Origin of the sequence: Xanthomonas campestris pv. asclepiadis (assembly GCF_020784175.1) — a bacterium.
Taxonomy (GTDB): domain Bacteria; phylum Pseudomonadota; class Gammaproteobacteria; order Xanthomonadales; family Xanthomonadaceae; genus Xanthomonas; species Xanthomonas campestris_D.
Map to the genome: position 1 here is coordinate 32,589 of NZ_JAJGQM010000024.1, position 16,847 is coordinate 49,435.

General features: G+C 67.6%; 14 protein-coding genes and 1 other RNA gene. 11 read left to right on the plus strand and 4 right to left on the minus strand.

The genetic code is table 11. The features are described 5' to 3' along the window. The first annotated feature begins 1 nt into the window (after position 1). The 7 genes from LL972_RS12300 to LL972_RS12330 all read left to right on the plus strand — a co-directional run bounded on the left by LL972_RS12300 (position 2) and on the right by LL972_RS12330 (position 7,334). A complete protein-coding gene (locus tag LL972_RS12300; protein WP_228327842.1) occupies positions 2-1,138 on the plus strand; it encodes a hypothetical protein in 1,137 nt (378 codons plus the stop codon). A gap of 46 nt (positions 1,139-1,184) precedes the next feature. Further along, positions 1,185-2,036 carry a Wzz/FepE/Etk N-terminal domain-containing protein gene (locus LL972_RS12305; RefSeq protein WP_228327843.1) on the plus strand — a complete coding sequence of 284 codons (852 nt, stop codon included), beginning with the start codon at positions 1,185-1,187 and terminating at the stop codon, positions 2,034-2,036. Between the two features lie 151 nt (positions 2,037-2,187). Next, positions 2,188-3,030 carry a class I SAM-dependent methyltransferase gene (locus LL972_RS12310; RefSeq protein WP_228327844.1) on the plus strand — a complete coding sequence of 281 codons (843 nt, stop codon included), beginning with the start codon at positions 2,188-2,190 and terminating at the stop codon, positions 3,028-3,030. A gap of 12 nt (positions 3,031-3,042) precedes the next feature. Beyond that, a complete protein-coding gene (locus LL972_RS12315; protein WP_228327845.1) occupies positions 3,043-4,263 on the plus strand; it encodes an amidohydrolase family protein in 1,221 nt (406 codons plus the stop codon). Further along, a complete protein-coding gene (locus tag LL972_RS12320) occupies positions 4,260-4,958 on the plus strand; it encodes a class I SAM-dependent methyltransferase (RefSeq protein ID WP_228327846.1) in 699 nt (232 codons plus the stop codon). The genes LL972_RS12315 and LL972_RS12320 overlap by 4 nt, the downstream gene beginning before the upstream one ends. Positions 4,959-5,094: 136 nt before the next feature. Next, complete coding sequence (locus LL972_RS12325; RefSeq protein ID WP_228327847.1) at positions 5,095-6,225, plus strand: glycosyltransferase family 4 protein; 1,131 nt, start codon at positions 5,095-5,097, stop codon at positions 6,223-6,225. Continuing rightward, positions 6,222-7,334, plus strand: a complete 1,113-nt coding sequence (locus LL972_RS12330; RefSeq protein ID WP_228327848.1) for a glycosyltransferase family 4 protein — start codon at positions 6,222-6,224, stop codon at positions 7,332-7,334. The genes LL972_RS12325 and LL972_RS12330 overlap by 4 nt, the downstream gene beginning before the upstream one ends. Before the next feature lie 149 nt (positions 7,335-7,483). On the opposite strand, the gene LL972_RS12335 is transcribed toward LL972_RS12330, so the two are convergent. The 3 genes from LL972_RS12335 to LL972_RS12345 all read right to left on the minus strand — a co-directional run bounded on the left by LL972_RS12335 (position 7,484) and on the right by LL972_RS12345 (position 10,447). Continuing rightward, positions 7,484-7,560, minus strand: a non-coding RNA gene (locus tag LL972_RS12335) — sX9 sRNA. Positions 7,561-7,622: 62 nt separating this feature from the next. Then, complete coding sequence (locus LL972_RS12340) at positions 7,623-8,837, minus strand: nucleotidyltransferase family protein (RefSeq protein ID WP_228327849.1); 1,215 nt, start codon at positions 8,835-8,837, stop codon at positions 7,623-7,625. A 56-nt stretch (positions 8,838-8,893) separates the two neighbouring features. Then, the gene (locus tag LL972_RS12345) at positions 8,894-10,447 is read right to left on the minus strand and encodes a B12-binding domain-containing radical SAM protein (RefSeq protein ID WP_228327850.1); all 1,554 of its coding nucleotides are present in this window, start codon (positions 10,445-10,447) and stop codon (positions 8,894-8,896) included. A gap of 157 nt (positions 10,448-10,604) precedes the next feature. Between LL972_RS12345 and LL972_RS12350 the strand changes: the two genes are divergently transcribed. Further along, the gene (locus LL972_RS12350; RefSeq protein WP_228327851.1) at positions 10,605-11,666 is read left to right on the plus strand and encodes a serine kinase; all 1,062 of its coding nucleotides are present in this window, start codon (positions 10,605-10,607) and stop codon (positions 11,664-11,666) included. 84 nt (positions 11,667-11,750) lie between these two features. Beyond that, entirely contained in the window at positions 11,751-13,475 is a 1,725-nt protein-coding gene (locus LL972_RS12355; protein ID WP_228327871.1) for an ATP-binding cassette domain-containing protein, read from the plus strand. A 34-nt stretch (positions 13,476-13,509) separates the two neighbouring features. Here LL972_RS12355 and LL972_RS12360 read toward each other — a convergent pair whose 3' ends face one another. Beyond that, positions 13,510-14,919: an MFS transporter gene (locus LL972_RS12360; RefSeq protein WP_228327852.1), complete on the minus strand. Its 1,410-nt coding sequence runs from the start codon at positions 14,917-14,919 to the stop codon at positions 13,510-13,512. A 364-nt stretch (positions 14,920-15,283) separates the two neighbouring features. On the opposite strand from LL972_RS12360, the gene LL972_RS12365 reads away from it, so the two are divergent. Together LL972_RS12365 and LL972_RS12370 are read left to right on the plus strand one after the other, a co-directional pair. Next, positions 15,284-16,285 carry an LLM class flavin-dependent oxidoreductase gene (locus tag LL972_RS12365; protein ID WP_228327853.1) on the plus strand — a complete coding sequence of 334 codons (1,002 nt, stop codon included), beginning with the start codon at positions 15,284-15,286 and terminating at the stop codon, positions 16,283-16,285. A 60-nt stretch (positions 16,286-16,345) separates the two neighbouring features. Next, a complete protein-coding gene (locus tag LL972_RS12370) occupies positions 16,346-16,846 on the plus strand; it encodes a pyridoxamine 5'-phosphate oxidase family protein (protein ID WP_228327854.1) in 501 nt (166 codons plus the stop codon). Position 16,847 lies beyond the last annotated feature (1 nt).

The following is a 16,847-nucleotide window of genomic DNA, read 5'->3' on the forward strand; positions in this document are numbered from 1 at the left end:
GGTGACGGGAGGGCTTCTACGCAGGCCTGCAACTTATCTATTTCCGTCGCTGGTGATCAGTTGCTTGGTCACTGTGGGAACCTATCAGCTGCCTCTTGGTTATATCAAAGGTATTTTTTGGTTGCTTTTCGCGGCCTGGCAGGTGCTCGTTTTAGACTTGCTGATTGGAATTCGGTTGCCATCTTTCGAACGCTTTCGCGCCTACCGCTATGCCGGCACCCGCGACGCCTTCCTGGTGATGACGCTGGCGGCGGTGGTGACGGTGTTCTGCATCGTGGATGTGGTGCTGTTTCCGATTCCGTTGTTCAGCGATCCGTCCTCGTATGCCACCTTGAGCCCGTTGCGCGCGCATGTGCGGCACATTTCCAACATGTGCTGGATCCTGCCGCCGATCGCGCTGCTGTGCGTGCGTCATCGCGGGCTGCGCGCGGCGATGGTGACGCTGGGATTCGTGTTCCCGATCGTGGTGATCGACCGCAACCGCATCTTTGCCGGGCTGTTTTCGTTCGTGCTGGTGATGCTGTTGCGCCGCGATCCGGCGCGCCGCCTGCCGTGGAAGACCATCGGCCTGCTGGTGCTGGCCGGCGGCGGGGTGTTTTCCATCCTCGGCGCACTGCGTTCCGGCTCGCTGGCCACGGTCGCCCTGCCGTTCAGTGCCGTGTATCGCGCCATGCCGCAAGGCGTGCAGTGGTTGCTGCTGTACATCAGCGCCGGGCCGTACAACTTTGGCGCGATCCTGGCCAAGGGCTATGTCAACGCCGACTTCCTGGTCAATCAGCTGGTGCCGTTCAGTGGCTCGAGCGCCACCGCCGGCACCGGCATCCCGCTGGATGCGCCCAACATCAATGTGGGGACCGAGTTCTTTCCGTTCCTGATGGCCTGGGGCGTACCCGGTGCGTTGCTGGCGCTGCTGGCGTTGTATGCCGGCCTGTTGTGGAGCGTGCGCTTGCTCGACAGCTGCCTGTCGATCTTCCATGTGCTGATCTTCCTGCGCATTGCCTATGCCTGCCTGATGTCGCCGTTCGCGCCGCAGGCCTTCACCTGGACAAACTTCGGCTTCATCGTGCTGTGCCTGGTGTTGCATGCCTGCACGGTGTTGTTGCCCACCCGCAATGCCGCTCCTACCGCTGCTACGTAATGGCGGCAGCTTCGTTTTTTTCACCCTGTTCCAGAGCCGGTCCACCATGACTCAACACGACGACATCTATCTGATCGACCTGTGGCGCATCCTGCGTCGCGAATGGCGCTGGGCGCTGGCCGCGCTGGTGGTGGTGCTTGCACTGACGTTCGCCTTTACCCGCCTGGCCAGGCCGCAGTGGGAAGCCACCGCCTGGATCCAGGTCGGCGAAATCGGCCCCACGCCCGCAGGGCGCGATCCCAAGGTCGAACCGTTCCAGCGCGTGATCGATCGCATGAAGACACGGCTGTTCCAGGATGCGGTGCTGCGCCAGGCCGGCGTGCCGCTGAAAAGCCGCGCTGCGCAGCTGTACCGCGGCAGCCTCAAGCCGGACCCGGACCCGTATGCCAATCTGATCGGCGTGACCATCCGGGCCGAATCGTCGGCGCAGGCGCGCAGCCTGGCGCTGGCGACGGTGAGCGCACTGCAGGGCCTGCACGGCGACACCAACGCGGTGGCGCTCGAACTGGCGCGCGCGCGCCTGCAGGGCCTGACCGACGATCTGCGCGTGGCCACCCGCAACCGCGATCAACTGCAGCGGCAGGTGCAGGCCGGGCAGGGCGCCGCTGCGGCGACCCCGGCCCAGGTCCTGGCAGGCGTGCTGCTGACCGACAGCAACGCCACCGTGCGCGCATTGAAGAGCGAGCGCGACGATCTCATTGCCCGCCTGACCACGCGCTACACCTATCAGACCTCGCTGGCATGGCCGTTGTACGTGCCCGAGCAACAGGCGTTTCCGAATGCCATCACCGCCTGGGCCGCCGGCCTGCTCGGCGGGGCGGGGCTGGCGGTGCTCGCCGCGGTCTTGCGCAATGCATGGCGGCGGCGCACAGGCGCCGCGCCGCACGCTGCCGGCTGATCCGCGCCGCGGCGCGGTGGACATCGCTGTCCAACGCTGCAACCAAACCGTCGGCGCGTGGCACTCACCGGTCAATCAAGCGATGCCGCGTTGGCGGTGTCGCGCCTGGAGAGTGTGGTGAGAACAGCTGGATCGAGGTGGGAGGCTGCGCATGTCGGTGGTCAATGAGCATGCGGCCCGCGGTGGCACGGTGGCCCCGGAGCGCTTGCTGGAGACGCAACGCGCGTTCGACAGCGTGGCGCCCGACTATGACGGCCCGCGCGGCAACAACGCGCTGATCCAGCGCATGCGCACCACGCTATGGGATACGGTCGCGGCCGAGTTGCCGGTGGGCTCGCGGCTGGTGGACCTGGGCTGCGGCACCGGCCTGGATGCCGGCGAATTCGCACGTCGCGGTTACAGCGTTTTGGCCACGGACTGGTCGCCGGCGATGGTCGAGCGCACCCGCCATCGCGCGGCCACGCAGGGACTGGAAGATCGCTTGAGCGCCGCCCATGTCGGCATCCAGCAGCTCGACCAGCTGGAGGGCAGCTTCGACGGCATGTATTCCAACTTCGGCCCGCTCAATTGCGCGCCGGATCTACCCGCGGTGGCGGCCGAATGCGCGCGTCTGTTGCGCGCCGATGGCTGCCTGGTGTTCTCGGTGATCGGGCGCATCTGCCCGTGGGAAATCGGCCATTACAGCTTGCGTGGGCGGTTCAAGCGCGCCGCAGTGCGGGCGGCGCGCGGGGTCACCGCCGTGGGTATGAACGGCCACACCATCTGGACCTGGTACCACCTGCCGCGCGAGTTCTACCGCGCCTTCGACAAGCACTTCGTCCTGGACCGCTATCGCGCCTTGAGCCTGTTCCTGCCGCCGCCGTACCTGGTGGATTTTTGCGAACGGCATCCGCGCCTGTCCGAGCGCCTGGGCCGGTGCGATGACCGGCTGGGCGGCCTGCCGCTGCTGCGCGACATGGGCGACCACTTCCTGATCGTGATGCGCAAGCGCTGAGTGGAGATGCCGATGTCCATGTCCGATGTCTGTCTGCAGGGCGCGCGCTCGATCACCCTGGCGGGCCCGTCGCGCGCGCCGTTGAATATCCGCGCGGGGCGCTTCGGCGGCACGCTCGGCACCGGCAGCCTGCGCCTGGACCTGCAGGGGCATGTGCTGGCGCCCGGCCTGATCAACGCGCACGATCATCTGCAGGTCAACTGCGTGCCGCCGCTGCCGCAGGGCGCAGCCTTTCCCAACAGCTATGCGTGGATCGAGGCATTCCAGGCGCATTTCCGGCATCCCGATGTGGCCGCCGCCCTGCGTGTGCCCAAGGCGGTGCGTCTGCGTCATGGTGGGTTGAAGAACCTGCTGGCCGGCGTCACCTGCGTGGCGCAGCACGACCCGTGGCATGCCACCTTGGACGAAGCCAGCTTTCCGGTCAGCCTATTGCGTGCGTTCGGCTGGAGCTATGCGCTGGGGTGGACCGGCTACGGCCCACCAGTGCAGTGCAGTTTTGCCGCGACCTTGCCCGCGCATCCCTGGATGATCCATCTGGCCGAAGGCACCGATGCGGTGGCGGCCGCCGAACTGGAGGAACTGGACCGGCTCGGTTGCCTGGCCGCCAACAGCGTGCTGATCCACGGCGTGGGCATGGGCGAGCGCGATATCGAGCGGGTGATCGCACGTGGCGCAGCGGTGGTGTGGTGCCCATCGAGCAATCTTGCACTGCTGGGCCGCACGCTCGACCCCTGGCGCCTGTGCATGGCGGGCCGGCTCGCGTTGGGCAACGATTCGCGTGTCAGCGGTTCGCGAGATCTGCTGGAAGAGCTGCGCATCGCCGCCAGCAGCGGGTTGGCTGCGGATCTGTTGCTCGGCCTGGTCACCCATCAATCGGCACGCATCCTGCGCATGGCCACGCGCGGACGCCTGGCGCCCGGTGCCGCGGCGGATCTGGTGATCGTGCGCGACCGCGGTGGCGACCCGGCCCTCAGCGTGGTGGGTTGCGCACGCAGCGATCTGCGCGCGGTGATACGCGATGGCATCCCGCGTATCGCCGACCCGGATTTTGCCGACTGGTTTGACGCGGCCGGCATCCAGACCGTGCCGGTGCTGCTGGACGGCCGCCCCAAGCTGCTCGACGCCACGCTGGCCGATCCGGCGGTGCTGGCACTGGAACCGGGCCTGCAGCGCGTGGCGCAGGCTGCGCACCGGCCCGGCGTGGCCATGGCCGCCAGCGGTGCGCTGTCGTGAGCGCAGTGCCGACGCTGGAGCCGGCAGCGGCGTATGCGCTGTGGGCGCAGGCGTATCCGCCGCATGCGCACAACCCGGTGATGCTGGCCGAAGAGCGCGCCATGCTCGCGCTGATGCCGAGCGTGTTGCAGGGCCAGCACGTGCTGGACGCCGGCTGCGGCAGTGGCCGCTACATGCTGCATGCCTTGCGGCGTGGCGCGCTGCAGGTCACCGGCGTGGATCTGTCGCCGCAGATGCTGCAGCGTGCGCACGCCGAGCTGGCGCAGGATTGGCCATCGGCGCGCATGCGCCTGCAGCAGGGCAGCCTGGAGCAACTGCCGCTGGACGATGCAGTGGCCGATCTCAGCGTCTGCGGTCTGGTGGTCGGCCATCTGCAGCAGCTATGGCCGGCACTGGAAGAACTGCACCGCGTCACCCGCGTCGGCGGCCTGGTGCTGTGCAGCGACGTGCATCCGATCGGCCATGCGCTGGGCTGGCGACGCGACTTCAAGGCCGACGGCCGGCAGTACGCGGTGCGGCATACGCAACATCTCTACAGCCATTGGCATGCGGCCTGCGTGGCACTGGGCATGGAGATCGAAGCGGTGGCCGAGCCGATGCTGGACCCGGCCGACATTGCGCCCGGTGCGCGCTTCGATCAGGCCGCGCTGCGGGTGCCGGTCGCGCTGGTGCTGCGGCTGCGGCGCATCGCGTGACCGCCGTGGTGGCCTTGGTGGCGTGTGCATGCAGCATCTCGGCGGCAGGCGAACCGTGCCGTTTGCGCGCGGTGCAGTGTCCGGCACATGGCCTGGTCGCCATTACAGCGCGTGCAATCCTGGCGCGGTCTGTGTCATGAGCCTGCATGTGGCGCAAGTCAATCTGGTGCCGACGCCCGCCGGCCTGACGGCAGAACAGGTGTTCGCGCAGTGGCCATCGCTGGCCGATATCGCCGAGGCCGTCGCCAGCACCGGGGTCCGCGTGGCGGTGGTCCAGGCCTCTGCACTGAACCTGCGGCTCACCCGCCAGGGCGTGGACTACCGCTTCGTCGAGCTGGATGTGCGCGGCAGTGCACAGCGCGCAGCGCTGCTTGCGGCGACGCTACGCGAGATCGGCGCCGATGTGATCCACATCCACGGTCTGGAATTTGCCGGCGATGCACGCCGTCTCGCCCGCCTGCTGCCGCATACGCCGATCCTGCTGCAGGATCATGCCAACCGCCCGCCGCGCTGGTGGGCCCGGAGTGTGTGGCGGCGTCGCTACGCTGCAGCCGCCGGGATCGCGTTCACCTCGCAGGACATGGCGCAGCCGTTCGCACAGGCGCGCCTGTTCAAGGCCAGGACGCAGCTATTTGCGATTCCCGAATCGAGCAGCCGCTTCTCGCCGGGCGATCGCCTGCAGGCACGCGAGCACACCCGCCTGCAGGGCGACCCCTGCGTGTTGTGGGTCGGGCATCTGAGCGCGGCCAAGGATCCGCTGTGCGTGCTCGATGCCATCGCCCTGGCCGCGCGCGTGTTGCCGGGGCTGCGGCTGTGGTGCGTGTTCGACCAGGCGCCGTTGCTGGAGCAGGTACGACAGCGCCTGCGCGCCGATCCGTCGCTGGCGCGCTGCGTGCAGCTGCTGGGCAAGGTGCCGCATGCGCGCGTGGAAACGCTGCTGCGTGCCTGCGACCTGTTCGTCTCCGCCAGCCATGCGGAGAGCTGCGGTTACGCCGCAGTGGAGGCCTATGCCTGCGGCACCTTGCCGCTATTGACCGATATCCCGGCCTTTCGTGCGCTCAGCGTTGGTGGAACGGTCGGCGCGTTGTGGCCGGTCGGCGATGCTTCGGCCCTGGCGGAGCTGCTGTTGCGCGTCGTCCGGCAACGCCCCGATCGCGCACAGGTGCGTGCGCATTTCGATACACGGCTGTCCTTTGCTGCCGTAGGGCAGCGCTGGGCGAGCGCGTACAGCCAGTTACTGGCTGCCGCGCCGAGGCGAACCGCATGAAACTGGCCCTGGTGGTTCCGGGCGGCGTGGATCGCAGCGGCGAGGTCCGCGTGATCCCGGTGTTCCTGACGCTGATCGAATGGCTGGCGCGCCAGCATCAGGTGCATGTGTTCGTGCTGCACCAGGAACCGCTGCCCGGCACCTGGGCATTGCGTGGCGCCACCGTGCACAACATCGGCGCGCGACGCACCCGCATGCGCGCGATCGCCGCCATTGCCGACGAACATCGTCGGGCTCCGTTCGATGTGATCCAGGCCATCTTTTCCGGCTATTGCAGTCTGATCGCTGTCATAGCGGCAAGACTGTTGCGGCGTCCAAGCGTGGTGCATATCGCCGGTGGCGAGCTGGTCGCGTTGCATGGCATCGGCTACGGCGGCCGGCAGCGTTGGCGCGGGCGCCTGCGCGAAGCGGTGATCCTGCGCCTGGCCGACCGCGTCACCGCGGCCAGCGCGCCCATCCTCGCGTCGCTGAAGACGCTTGGCATCCATGCACAGCGGGTGCCGCTGGGCGTGGATCTGCGTGCCTGGCCGCCGGCCGCGCCGCGCGCACGCACTGGCGGCGTGGCGCGCCTGCTGCATGTGGCCAGCCTCAATCCGGTCAAGGACCAGACCACCCTGCTGCAGGCGATGGCTGCGCTCAAACGCGCCGATGTCGCCTTTACCCTGGACATGGTCGGCGTCGATACGCTGGATGGCGCCATGCAGCGCCTGGTGCAACAGCTCGGCCTGAGCGAGCAGGTGCGTTTCCTCGGTTTCAAGACCCAGCGCGAATTGCGCCCGATCATGCAATCGGCGGACCTGCTGGTGCTGTCGTCCTTACACGAAGCCGGGCCGCTGGTGCTGCTGGAAGCGGCGGTCGCCGGTGTGCCCACCGTCGGTACTGCAGTCGGGCATCTGGTCGAGTGGGCACCGGTCTGCGCGCTCGCTGTGCCGCCGGGCGACTGGGCCGGGCTGGCAGAAGCGATCCGTCAGGTCATCGCCGACGACGAGCTGCGCTTGCGCCTGGCCTGGGCAGCGCAGTGTCGTGCGGTCCGCGAAGACGCGGCGTTGACCACGCGGCTGTTCGAACAGCTGTATCGGCAACTGTGCGAGGCGCGGCCGCTGCGCTGAGTGCAGTTGCCGTGACGCAGATCGCATCAGCCGCCAGCAACGCGCGTGGTGCAGCAACGATATTGCCAAACCAAACGTGGGGACGTGATCGCAACGTTGATCGGCTGGAGAAGCCGGCCGCTTGCGCACGCCTGCTGCAGGCTTGAAATAGCCAACAAGACGTAGCGAGCGGCCGATGGATGGGTGCGGACGACGCGCCCAGAACCGGATTTTGCGGCTGACACATGCTGACTCCGAGCGCAGGCCGCGCCCGCCTAGTGGTTAGCGCAGCAGTGCTGTCCGCCGCGCTCAGGCCGGCTGCAGATAGCCGTCCAGCGCTGCACGCACCACGTACAGCATGTCGGTGCGCGGCACCGGCCGGGTCAGGCGCGTCATCACCCGGCGCAGCTGGGTCTGTCGCACCCACGGCTGGCCCTGAAGCCACAACTGGGTCTGCAGCATGTCCGCACGTTCCTTGCGGCTCTCGGCCGTCGGCACCACGCGATTGCGCAGGTACTGCCGCGCTTCGCCCAGCGAGCGTGACCATTCGATGCCGGGCAGGGCCGACAACCAGAGGTTGGAGCACGAGGCGCTGGTCAGGGTCTGGCGGGCCGCACGCATGCGCAGCACGCGCGGGCAACCGGCCTGCAGCCGCGCCATCACCGTCGGTGGCACCACGCTGCGGTAATAGCGTTGCAGCAGCAGCAGCGGCGGCAGCGCCCACCACGGCGCCACGGCTGGGTCGTCCCACAACTGTTCCCAGTCACGCGGCCCCATGCGCGTGGCCAGCAGTGCGAGGTCATGCAGATGCATCAGGCGGATGCTGCGGTGGCAGATGCCGCCGGCCGCATGCAGCAGCAGGTGGCACATCAGCGCGCCGACCGACGGGTAAGGGTTCAATCCCGGCTGCGGACGCTCCGGCAGGATGCGCGCGGTGATGTCCACGCTGCTCAGCGGCAGGCGTTCCTGGATGCGGGTATGCAGCTCGAGATTGATCGGCGCATCGCGATGCTCGCCCAGTCCCGCGACCGCCACGCCATGCAGCGGCTTGAACACCTGGTGCTTCCATTGTTCGAAGCAGGCCACGTAACCGAGTTCGCACAACAGCGCCGCCGCCGCGGGCGCATCCTCCGGCGCCACCAGCAGATCGATATCGGCCATTGGGCGATCGCCGGGCAGATAGACGCCGAGCCGATGCAAGGCGGTGCCCTTGAGACCGACCAGGGCGATGCCCGCCGCACGCGCTGCCGCGTCGATGCGCGTCAGCAGCAGCGCGATACGCCGATGGCGGTCTTCGACATGGCCACGTTGCTCACTCAGGAACGTGGTCCAGTCGGCGTTCTGCCACAACGAGCGGCGTTGCAGCAGCGGCGACACGCCATGCGCTGCCGCCGCCGCGGCGGCCAGCTGCCATTGCAGCCGGTCCCACTGCGGCACCGCTGCGCCGGGCTGCGCCAACTCCCTGGCCAGCCGTTCGGTGGCCATGCGCAGGCCGTGCTTGATGGTGCGAAGGGAAGGCTGCATGCGGCTGTGATCCGGAAGGCGAGGTGAGGGGGGAAGCGAGATCGGCGCGTTGCGCGCTAGCCGACCAGCACGCTGGCCAGCTGGCGCGGTTGGCGTTCGGCAGCGCCGGCAAGCGGCGCGGTGCGGTGCTGCCGTTCGCTGGCGATCAAGGCGGACCAGCGCGCTTCCAGCGTGTCCGAGGCCTGAGCAAACGCATCGGCGCCCAGCGTGGCGCACGCCTGCTGCAGGTCGACCTGGGTGTGCAGCAGGTCGCGCACGTTGCGGTAGAACTCCGAGTCGTAGGCGCCATGGAACATCATCGCCAGGTCGTCGCTGTCCTGCCAATGGGTCTTGCCGCCCAGCTGGTTCTTCACTTCCTCGTAGAACTTGGTACCGGGCAGCGGGTAGGACACGCTGACGCCGATGATGTCCGGGTTGGCCTGCGTCACCAGTGCGCGCGTGGCCAGGATGTCTTCGAGTTCTTCGCCCAGGTAGCCGAGTTGAATGAAGAAGCCAACACGGATGCCGTGTGCGCCCAGGCGCTGGCGTGCGGCGATCACCTCGCCAACCTCGGTGCCCTTGGTCATTTTGTCCAGGATGCGCTGGCTGCCGCTTTCGGCACCCAGCCAGGCCTCGGCGCAGCCGGCGCGTGCCAGCGCGGCGGCCATGCGCTCGCTGGCCAGATCTGCACGGGTCTGGATGGTGAACGGGATCGCGCCATCGGCTTCGCTCAGGCGTTGCGCAAAGGTTTCCACCCAATCGATGTGGAAGCCGAAAATGTCATCGGCCATCCAGAGGTGATCGGGCTGGAAGCTGCGCTTGAGATGGATCATTTCGGCAGCCACGTCTTCCGCATCTCGGCGCTTGTAGTGATTGCCCCAGATCGGTTTGGCGCACCAGTTGCAGCGGAACGGGCAGCCGCGCGAAGCGGCCATGTTCAGGCTGAAATAGCCGTGCCGTTGCTGCCAGAAACGCTGATAGCGCGGCATGTCGACCAGATCCCAGGCAGGCAGGCCGCTCAGGCGCGCATCCGGCGGTTGCGCGCCGGGATGCGCGCGCGTGGCGGCAGGTTGCGCGGTGGCGATCCGCGCCACGCCGGCCAGCCAGGCGTCGCCGTCGATGTCCGGATCGGCTTCCAGCCGTTCCATCAGCGTAAGCAGCGGTGCGATCCCTTCGCCGACCAGCACCGCATGCGCGCCGGCGTCGAGGAACACGTCCGGGTTGTCGGACGCATCGGAGCCGGCGACCAGCACGCGGCAACCGGCAGCACGCGCTTGCGCGATCATGCGGCAAGCGGCCTCGCGCATCCGGCTCAGGCACATCTTGGTGAGAAAGTTGAAGTTGTCTTCGTAGAACACCACCACATCCGGCTGCGCCTGGTGCAAGGCGCCGGCGTACTCCTGCACGTCGTCTGCCAGCATCGCGTCGAACAGACTCAGTGCATGGCCACGTTCGCGCAGCAACGCCGCGACCTGCAGCGTCGCCAGTGGTGGATACGGTTTGCCGCGCTCCCATTGCTTGGGGTCGTAACGCAGGAAATACGAATGACTGACCTGGATCTTTAGCATCTGCACAAGGCTCTCGTTCTGTCGCCAGGTGGGCGCAGCGGCGGCGTGCGCAGACACCGGCATTCGGCTCGGCAGTAGGTGCGGATGCGGGCGGCTTTGGTTGCGCCGACTCGCGCGCGGTCGTTGGCTTGCATTGGGCATGCGCGCCGATGCACGCGAGGCAACCTTTCTCTTGCCGATCGGCACATACCGGCTGATCGATGCAATGGATGGAAACGGCATGCCGCAGTCGGCTGCGTTGGCGCAATTGATGCCGGTGGGCGATGACGCACGCTCTGGCACGCCGGATGCGGCGGCACTGGCAGCAGATCCCTTCGGCGAACATCGGCCGCGTCGGCATGGCGTGCGCAGGCAGATCCTCGGCGCGCTGTTTCACTTCGAAAGCGACAGCGAGGCGCTCCTGGCGTTGGTGGACCTTGCCTACGCAGGCCTGCCCGCGCATCGCTTGCCGGGTGCGCCGGAGTTCCATGTCACGCTGGATCTGCTGGCGCGTGGGCATGCGCCACCCAGCGCAGAACCGCCACCGGTGCGCACCCACGCCAGCGGCGGCCTGCTGTGCGGCGTCATGGATGCCTGCAACTACCTGATGCTGTCGGTGCCCGCGCGCCGCGCCATGCTGGTGGTCTCCGACGACATGCTCGCCCACGCCTATCACGTGCGTTATGAGCTGATCGAATTTGCCGTGTTTCTGCTGGCCGCACGCGGCATGGGCCTGGTGCCGTTGCATGGCGCCTGCGTGGGCCGGCAGGGACGCAGCGTGCTGTTGCTCGGCGCCAGTGGCGCCGGCAAATCGACCCTGGCGCTGCACAGCCTGTTGCATGGCCTGGACTTCATCGCCGAAGACGGCGTGTTCGTGGCGCCGGAGAGCCTGCTCACCACTGGCGTGGCCAACTTTTTGCATCTGCGCGCCGGCGCGCTGGGCCTGGTCAGTGCGGAGACCCGCGCCTGGATCAGCGCCTCCCCGACCATCCGGCGCCGCAGCGGCGTGGAAAAGTTTGAGATCGATATCCGCCACGGCCGCGCGCAGCTGGCGCGCGCGCCCCTGCAGTTGTGTGCGGTGGTGATGCTGTCGGCAACGCCGGCGAGCGATCCCGCGCAGCCGTTGCTGGCGATGCCGGCCGAGCGGATCGCCGATTGCCTCGCAGGCGACCAGCCATATGCGGCCGGTCAACCGGGCTGGCAGCGCTTTGTCGAACAGGTGCAGCGCATCGGCATGTTTACCCTGCGCCGCGGCTTGCATCCGCAGGCCTCGGTGGACGCGCTGCTGCAGGTGTTGCGGTGAGCGCATCCGTGCCGCTGCCGCTTAGCGTCGTCGGCCTGTTCGACGCCATGCCGCATTCCATCGTGTGCGCCACGCGTGACTGAGATGCGCGCCGCTGCAGATCGCAAGCCCACGCGCGCGATGTGGCGCGATTTCCTCGGTACGCTGGTACCGGCGGATGTGTCGACCATCGCGCTCTACGTCGGCCTGTCGCTGCTTGCCGCACTGGCCGGCAGCATCGTCGCGGTCAGCCTGGTGCCGCTGGTGCAGCCTGGGCACGCCGTCCGCCTGGCCGGCTATGCGCTGGCGTTACCGCAGGGTCTGGCGATGCAGGTGGCGCTGTTCGTTGCTGTCAGTCTGGTGTTTGCCGCGCTGCGTTGGTACAGCGCACGGCTGGCCGCGCGGCTGACCAGCCGCTACGCGATCGGGTTGCGGCAGCGTGTGCATGCCGCCTTGATCGATGCGCCGCTGCCGGCCCTGTCCGGCGCCAGCTCGGCGGAAATCGCCAATGTGCTGACCTACAACATCGAAATCGCCACCCAGGGGTTCAGTGCAGCATTGCAGCTGCTGGTGGCCGGCACGACCGCACTGGTGAGCATCTGCATCGCGGTCATGATCGCCCCGGCGTTGCTGATGGCGGCGCCGCTGCTGTTGGGGCTTGCGTGGCTGGGCTTGCGCATCTCCAGCAGCGACAAACAGGCGCGCATCAGTCGCGATTATGTGGCCGACATGACGCAGCTGTTCTGGTTGAGCGAAGACTTCCCGCGTCGGCTGCGGCATGTGCGCTCGTTCCAGCGCGAAGCGCTGGAAACACGCCATTACGAGCGTATTTCCGCACGGCTGGGGCAGGGCTATGCGCAGCAGCAGGCGCTGGTGGCAGGCAGCCGGCTGCTGCTCGAAGCCACTGCCGTGGCTGCAATCGCCGGCATCCTGGTGCTGGCCAATCTGTGGCAGGGCGCGGACCGCGCTGCGCTGATCACCGTCAGCCTGCTGCTCGGGCGGCTGCTGCCGTATCTGGTCAGTACCCGCCAGAGCGTGCAGCAACTGCGCTCGGCTTGGCCGGCACTGCAGCTGTGGCGGCGCTATGTGGAGCTGGGCACGACGCGTACGCACACGTCGGCCGCGCCGGCACAACCGTTGCCGGCAGCCGTGCATCTGGAACATATCGGCCTGGCACCGCCATTGCCCAGGCTCGATCTCGAGCCGATGCTGCTGCTGCCCGGCGAACTGACCCTGGTCGTCGGGCCCTCCGGCGTCGGCAAGAGCAGCCTGATGGACGTACTCTCGGGTCAGACTGCGCCCGCGCAGTTCACCGCGCACATGGCCGGGCGCCGGCTGGATTTCGCCGCGTATCGCGCACTGGTGCGGCATGGCGCCTACCTGGGCCAGGGCGTGCGGCCGTGGCAGCGCACGGTCCGCGCGTGTCTGGACTGGGCGTTGCCCGGCACCCCCGATGCACGCATGTGGGAGGTGCTCGGAGACGTCGGCTTGAGCACGCGTCTGCGGCGCGACGGGCAAGGCCTGGACAGCCCGATCAACGGCCAGGACGGGCGGCTGTCCGGCGGTGAAGCGCAACGCCTGCTGCTGGCCCAGGTGCTGTTGCGCCAGCCGGCCCTGGCGGTGCTGGACGAGGCCACCAGCGCACTGGATGCAGAGGCCGAACAGCAGCTGTTGCGCATGTTGCGGCAACGCCTGCCGCGGACGGTGCTGGTGGTGGTCTCGCATCGCACAAGCCTGGCTGCGGTGGCCGATCGCACGGTTGTCTTGGGCATCGCAGTTGCCGCACAGACCGCTGCCCACGCTGATGCAGTTGCAAGCTCAGATGCGTGATACCCCAGGTGGCGTGCTCGCGCCGGCAGCGCGATCAACCGGCAATCTCTTCCAGCGCACGATTGCGCGTGCGCGGGCCCAGCAGCGCAATCACACCGGCCACGATCGACATGCTGACCACGATAAAGGCCAGTACGCCATGGCTGCCGACCTGGGCGAGCAGCCAGCCGATCAGCACGCTGCTTACCGCGGTGGAAAGGCGGCTGAAGGAATAGCAAAAGCCCACCGCTCGCGCGCGCAGCCCGGTGGGGAACAGCTCGGCCTGATAGCCGTGATAGGCAAAGCTCATCCAGGCATTGCAGAACGCAATCGTCGCCCCGCACACGACCATGCCGATCGCCTGATGCTGTTGCGAAAACAGCACGCCAAACAGCACTGCGCCCAGCGCCGATGCGGTGATCTGCCATTTGTTCTCCCAGCGCTGCGCAAAGCGCAGCAACAGCAGCGGCGCCAGCGGGTAGGCCAGCGAAATCGCAAAGGAATAGGCCAGGCTCTTGGTCACGCCGGTGCCTTGCGCCGAGATCAATGCCGGCAACCAGTTGCCGAAGCCGAAGAAGCCGATCGCCTGAAAGATATGGAACACCACCAGCATGCCGATGCGCCCGCGATACGGGGCGCGCCACAGCACTGCTGTCTGTATGTCGCCGGCCGGCGAGGGGGCAAGCAACTGCGGTGCGGCCAGGGGCGCGCCCAGATCGCGCGCGCAGCGCGCTTCGAGCTGGCTCAGCACCGCATCGGCGTCGGCATGGCGTCCTTGCGCTGCCAGCCAACGGGCGGATTCCGGCAAACGGCTGCGCAGCCACCAGATCGCCAGCGCAAACACCCCGCTCAGCAACACCACCCAGCGCCATCCGCTCACCCCCAGCGGGGCATGCGGCACCAGCAGCCAGGCGGTCAGCGCCACCGCAGGCACTGCCAGAAACTGCACGAAGAACGCAAACGCGAACGCGGCGCTGCGCATATGCCGCGGGACCAGCTCGGACAGATAGGTGTCGATGGTGACCAGCTCGATGCCCAGGCCGATCCCGACCACCAAGCGCAGCACGATGACGCCGGTGGCGGTGTCCTGCAGGCCCATCGCCACGGTCGCGGCGGTGTACCAGACCAAGGCGAAGGTGAACACCGGCCGGCGCCCGAAGCGGTCGGCGAACGGGCTCAACAGGGCGGCGCCGACGAACAGGCCCAGAAACGTCGCCGCCGCGAACGCGGCTTGGTCGGACATGCCGAACGCGCCATCGGCACCGCTGGCGAAGATGCCGTCGCGGATCAGCCCGGGGCTGATGTAGGCGGTCTGGAACAGATCATACAACTCGAAAAATCCACCCAGCGCGAGCAGGCCGACCAGCCGCCACAGCGTGGCGCTGGCCGGCAGCCGATCGATCCGCGCGGCGATGTGCAGGGTGTCGGAAGCGGGGTCAAGCGGAGCGGTCGAAGCCATCGTCATGCAGGCGCTGCCAGTGCGATGTCCATCATAGCCAGCAGCGGTGTCACCCGGCGCGCGTGCTTCGTGACCAGGCAACTGCATTCGCAGGCGATCCAACGAGCGCAATACACCACTAGCCCATCGCGCACAGCTGAAGCCCCTGCCTGCGGGGCCAATGCATGACTTGCGCGCCATTGCCGCGTGTGCGTTGCAGCGCCTGTGCAACCAGGCGCGGGCCTGGGCGCGGAGTGGGGTTGCCGGTTGAAAATCCTCCCGTTGTTTGACCACTGGAATGCTGTAATCCCCCCAGCGCCACCTCGGCAGGTGGCAAAGCCACCAGGTCAGCCCCATCTCTTGCACATCATTCATTCCCCGGAGTCATCCGATGACGCCCATTTCCGTGCTCGACTTGGCGCCGGTCTGCGAAGGCAGCGACACCACCCACGCCTTCGCCAACATGCTCGATCTGGCCCAGCACGCCGAGCGCTGGGGCTACCAGCGTTACTGGCTGGCCGAGCACCACAACATGCCGGGCATCGCCAGCGCCGCCACCGCGGTGCTGATCGGCCACGTCGCCGGCGGCACCAAGACCATCCGCGTCGGTGCCGGCGGCATCATGCTGCCCAACCATGCGCCGCTGCAGGTGGCCGAACAGTTCGGCACGCTGGCCTCGTTGTATCCGCAGCGCATCGACCTGGGCCTGGGCCGCGCGCCCGGTACCGACCAGCCGACCGCGCGCGCCCTGCGCCGCTATTTCGACAGCGCCGACCATTTCCCGCAGGACGTGGCCGAGCTGCTGCGCTACTTCGCGCCGGTCGTGCCGGGGCAACTGGTGCAGGCGGTGCCAGGCGGCGGTCTTGACGTGCCGGTGTGGCTGCTGGGCTCCAGCCTGTTCAGTGCGCGGCTGGCTGCAGCGATGGGCCTGTCGTTCGCATTTGCCTCGCATTTTGCGCCCGACGCGATGGACGAGGCGGTGGCGATCTACCGCCGCGAGTTCCGCCCGTCCGCGCAGTTGGCCAAGCCGCATGTGATGCTGGCCTTGAATGTGGTAGCCGCGGAGACCGAAGCGCAGGCGCGCCGCCTGTTCACCACCCAGCAGCAGAGTTTCGTCAACCTGCGGCGCAGCAAGCCGGGCAAGATTCCCGCGCCGATCGACGACATTGACAGCTTCTGGCAGCCGCACGAACGTGCCGGCGTGGAGCGTGCATTGGCCTGCACGGTGCTGGGCGATGCCGAACAGGTCGCGCAGGGAGTGGCCGAGTTCATCGAGCGCCACACACCTGATGAGCTGCTGTTTACCGCCAACATCTACGACCATGCCGCACGTTTGCGTTCGTTCGAAATCGCCGCCATGGCCTGCCGCGAGCTGGACGTGACTCCTGCGTGATTCACGTCGCTTTGCGCGGCGATCCGCTCAGATGCATGCACCTCCATTGGGAAGACCAGCATGCAATTTCAGGAACGCAGCGAGAGCATCAAGCAGTTGGCGGAATTGATCCGCGGCGTGGACATCGCGATGTTCACGACCGTGTCGGCCGACGGCAAACTGGTGAGCCGGCCGTTGGGCACGCAGGAAGTCGAATTCGATGGCGACCTGTGGTTCGCCACCGCCGCCGATAGCCCGAAGGTGGCAGAGATTGCCGCCGACCCGCGCGTCAATGTGGCATACGCCTCGGCGTCGAAGAACAGCTATGTGTCGGTCGCCGGTACCGCGCGCTTGGTCAACGACCGCGCCAAGATCGATGAACTATGGTCGCCGGCAATGAAGGTGTTTTTCCCGGGTGGAAAGGATGACCCCAATCTGCGCCTGATCCACGTGCGCGCCGAATCGGCCGAGTACTGGGATGGCCCGAGCGGGCTGCTGGGCAAGGCGCTGTACTTTGTGATGACGGCAGTCACCGACGATACCGGCAGCCTGTCCGACAACCGTGTGGTCGATCTGAAATAAC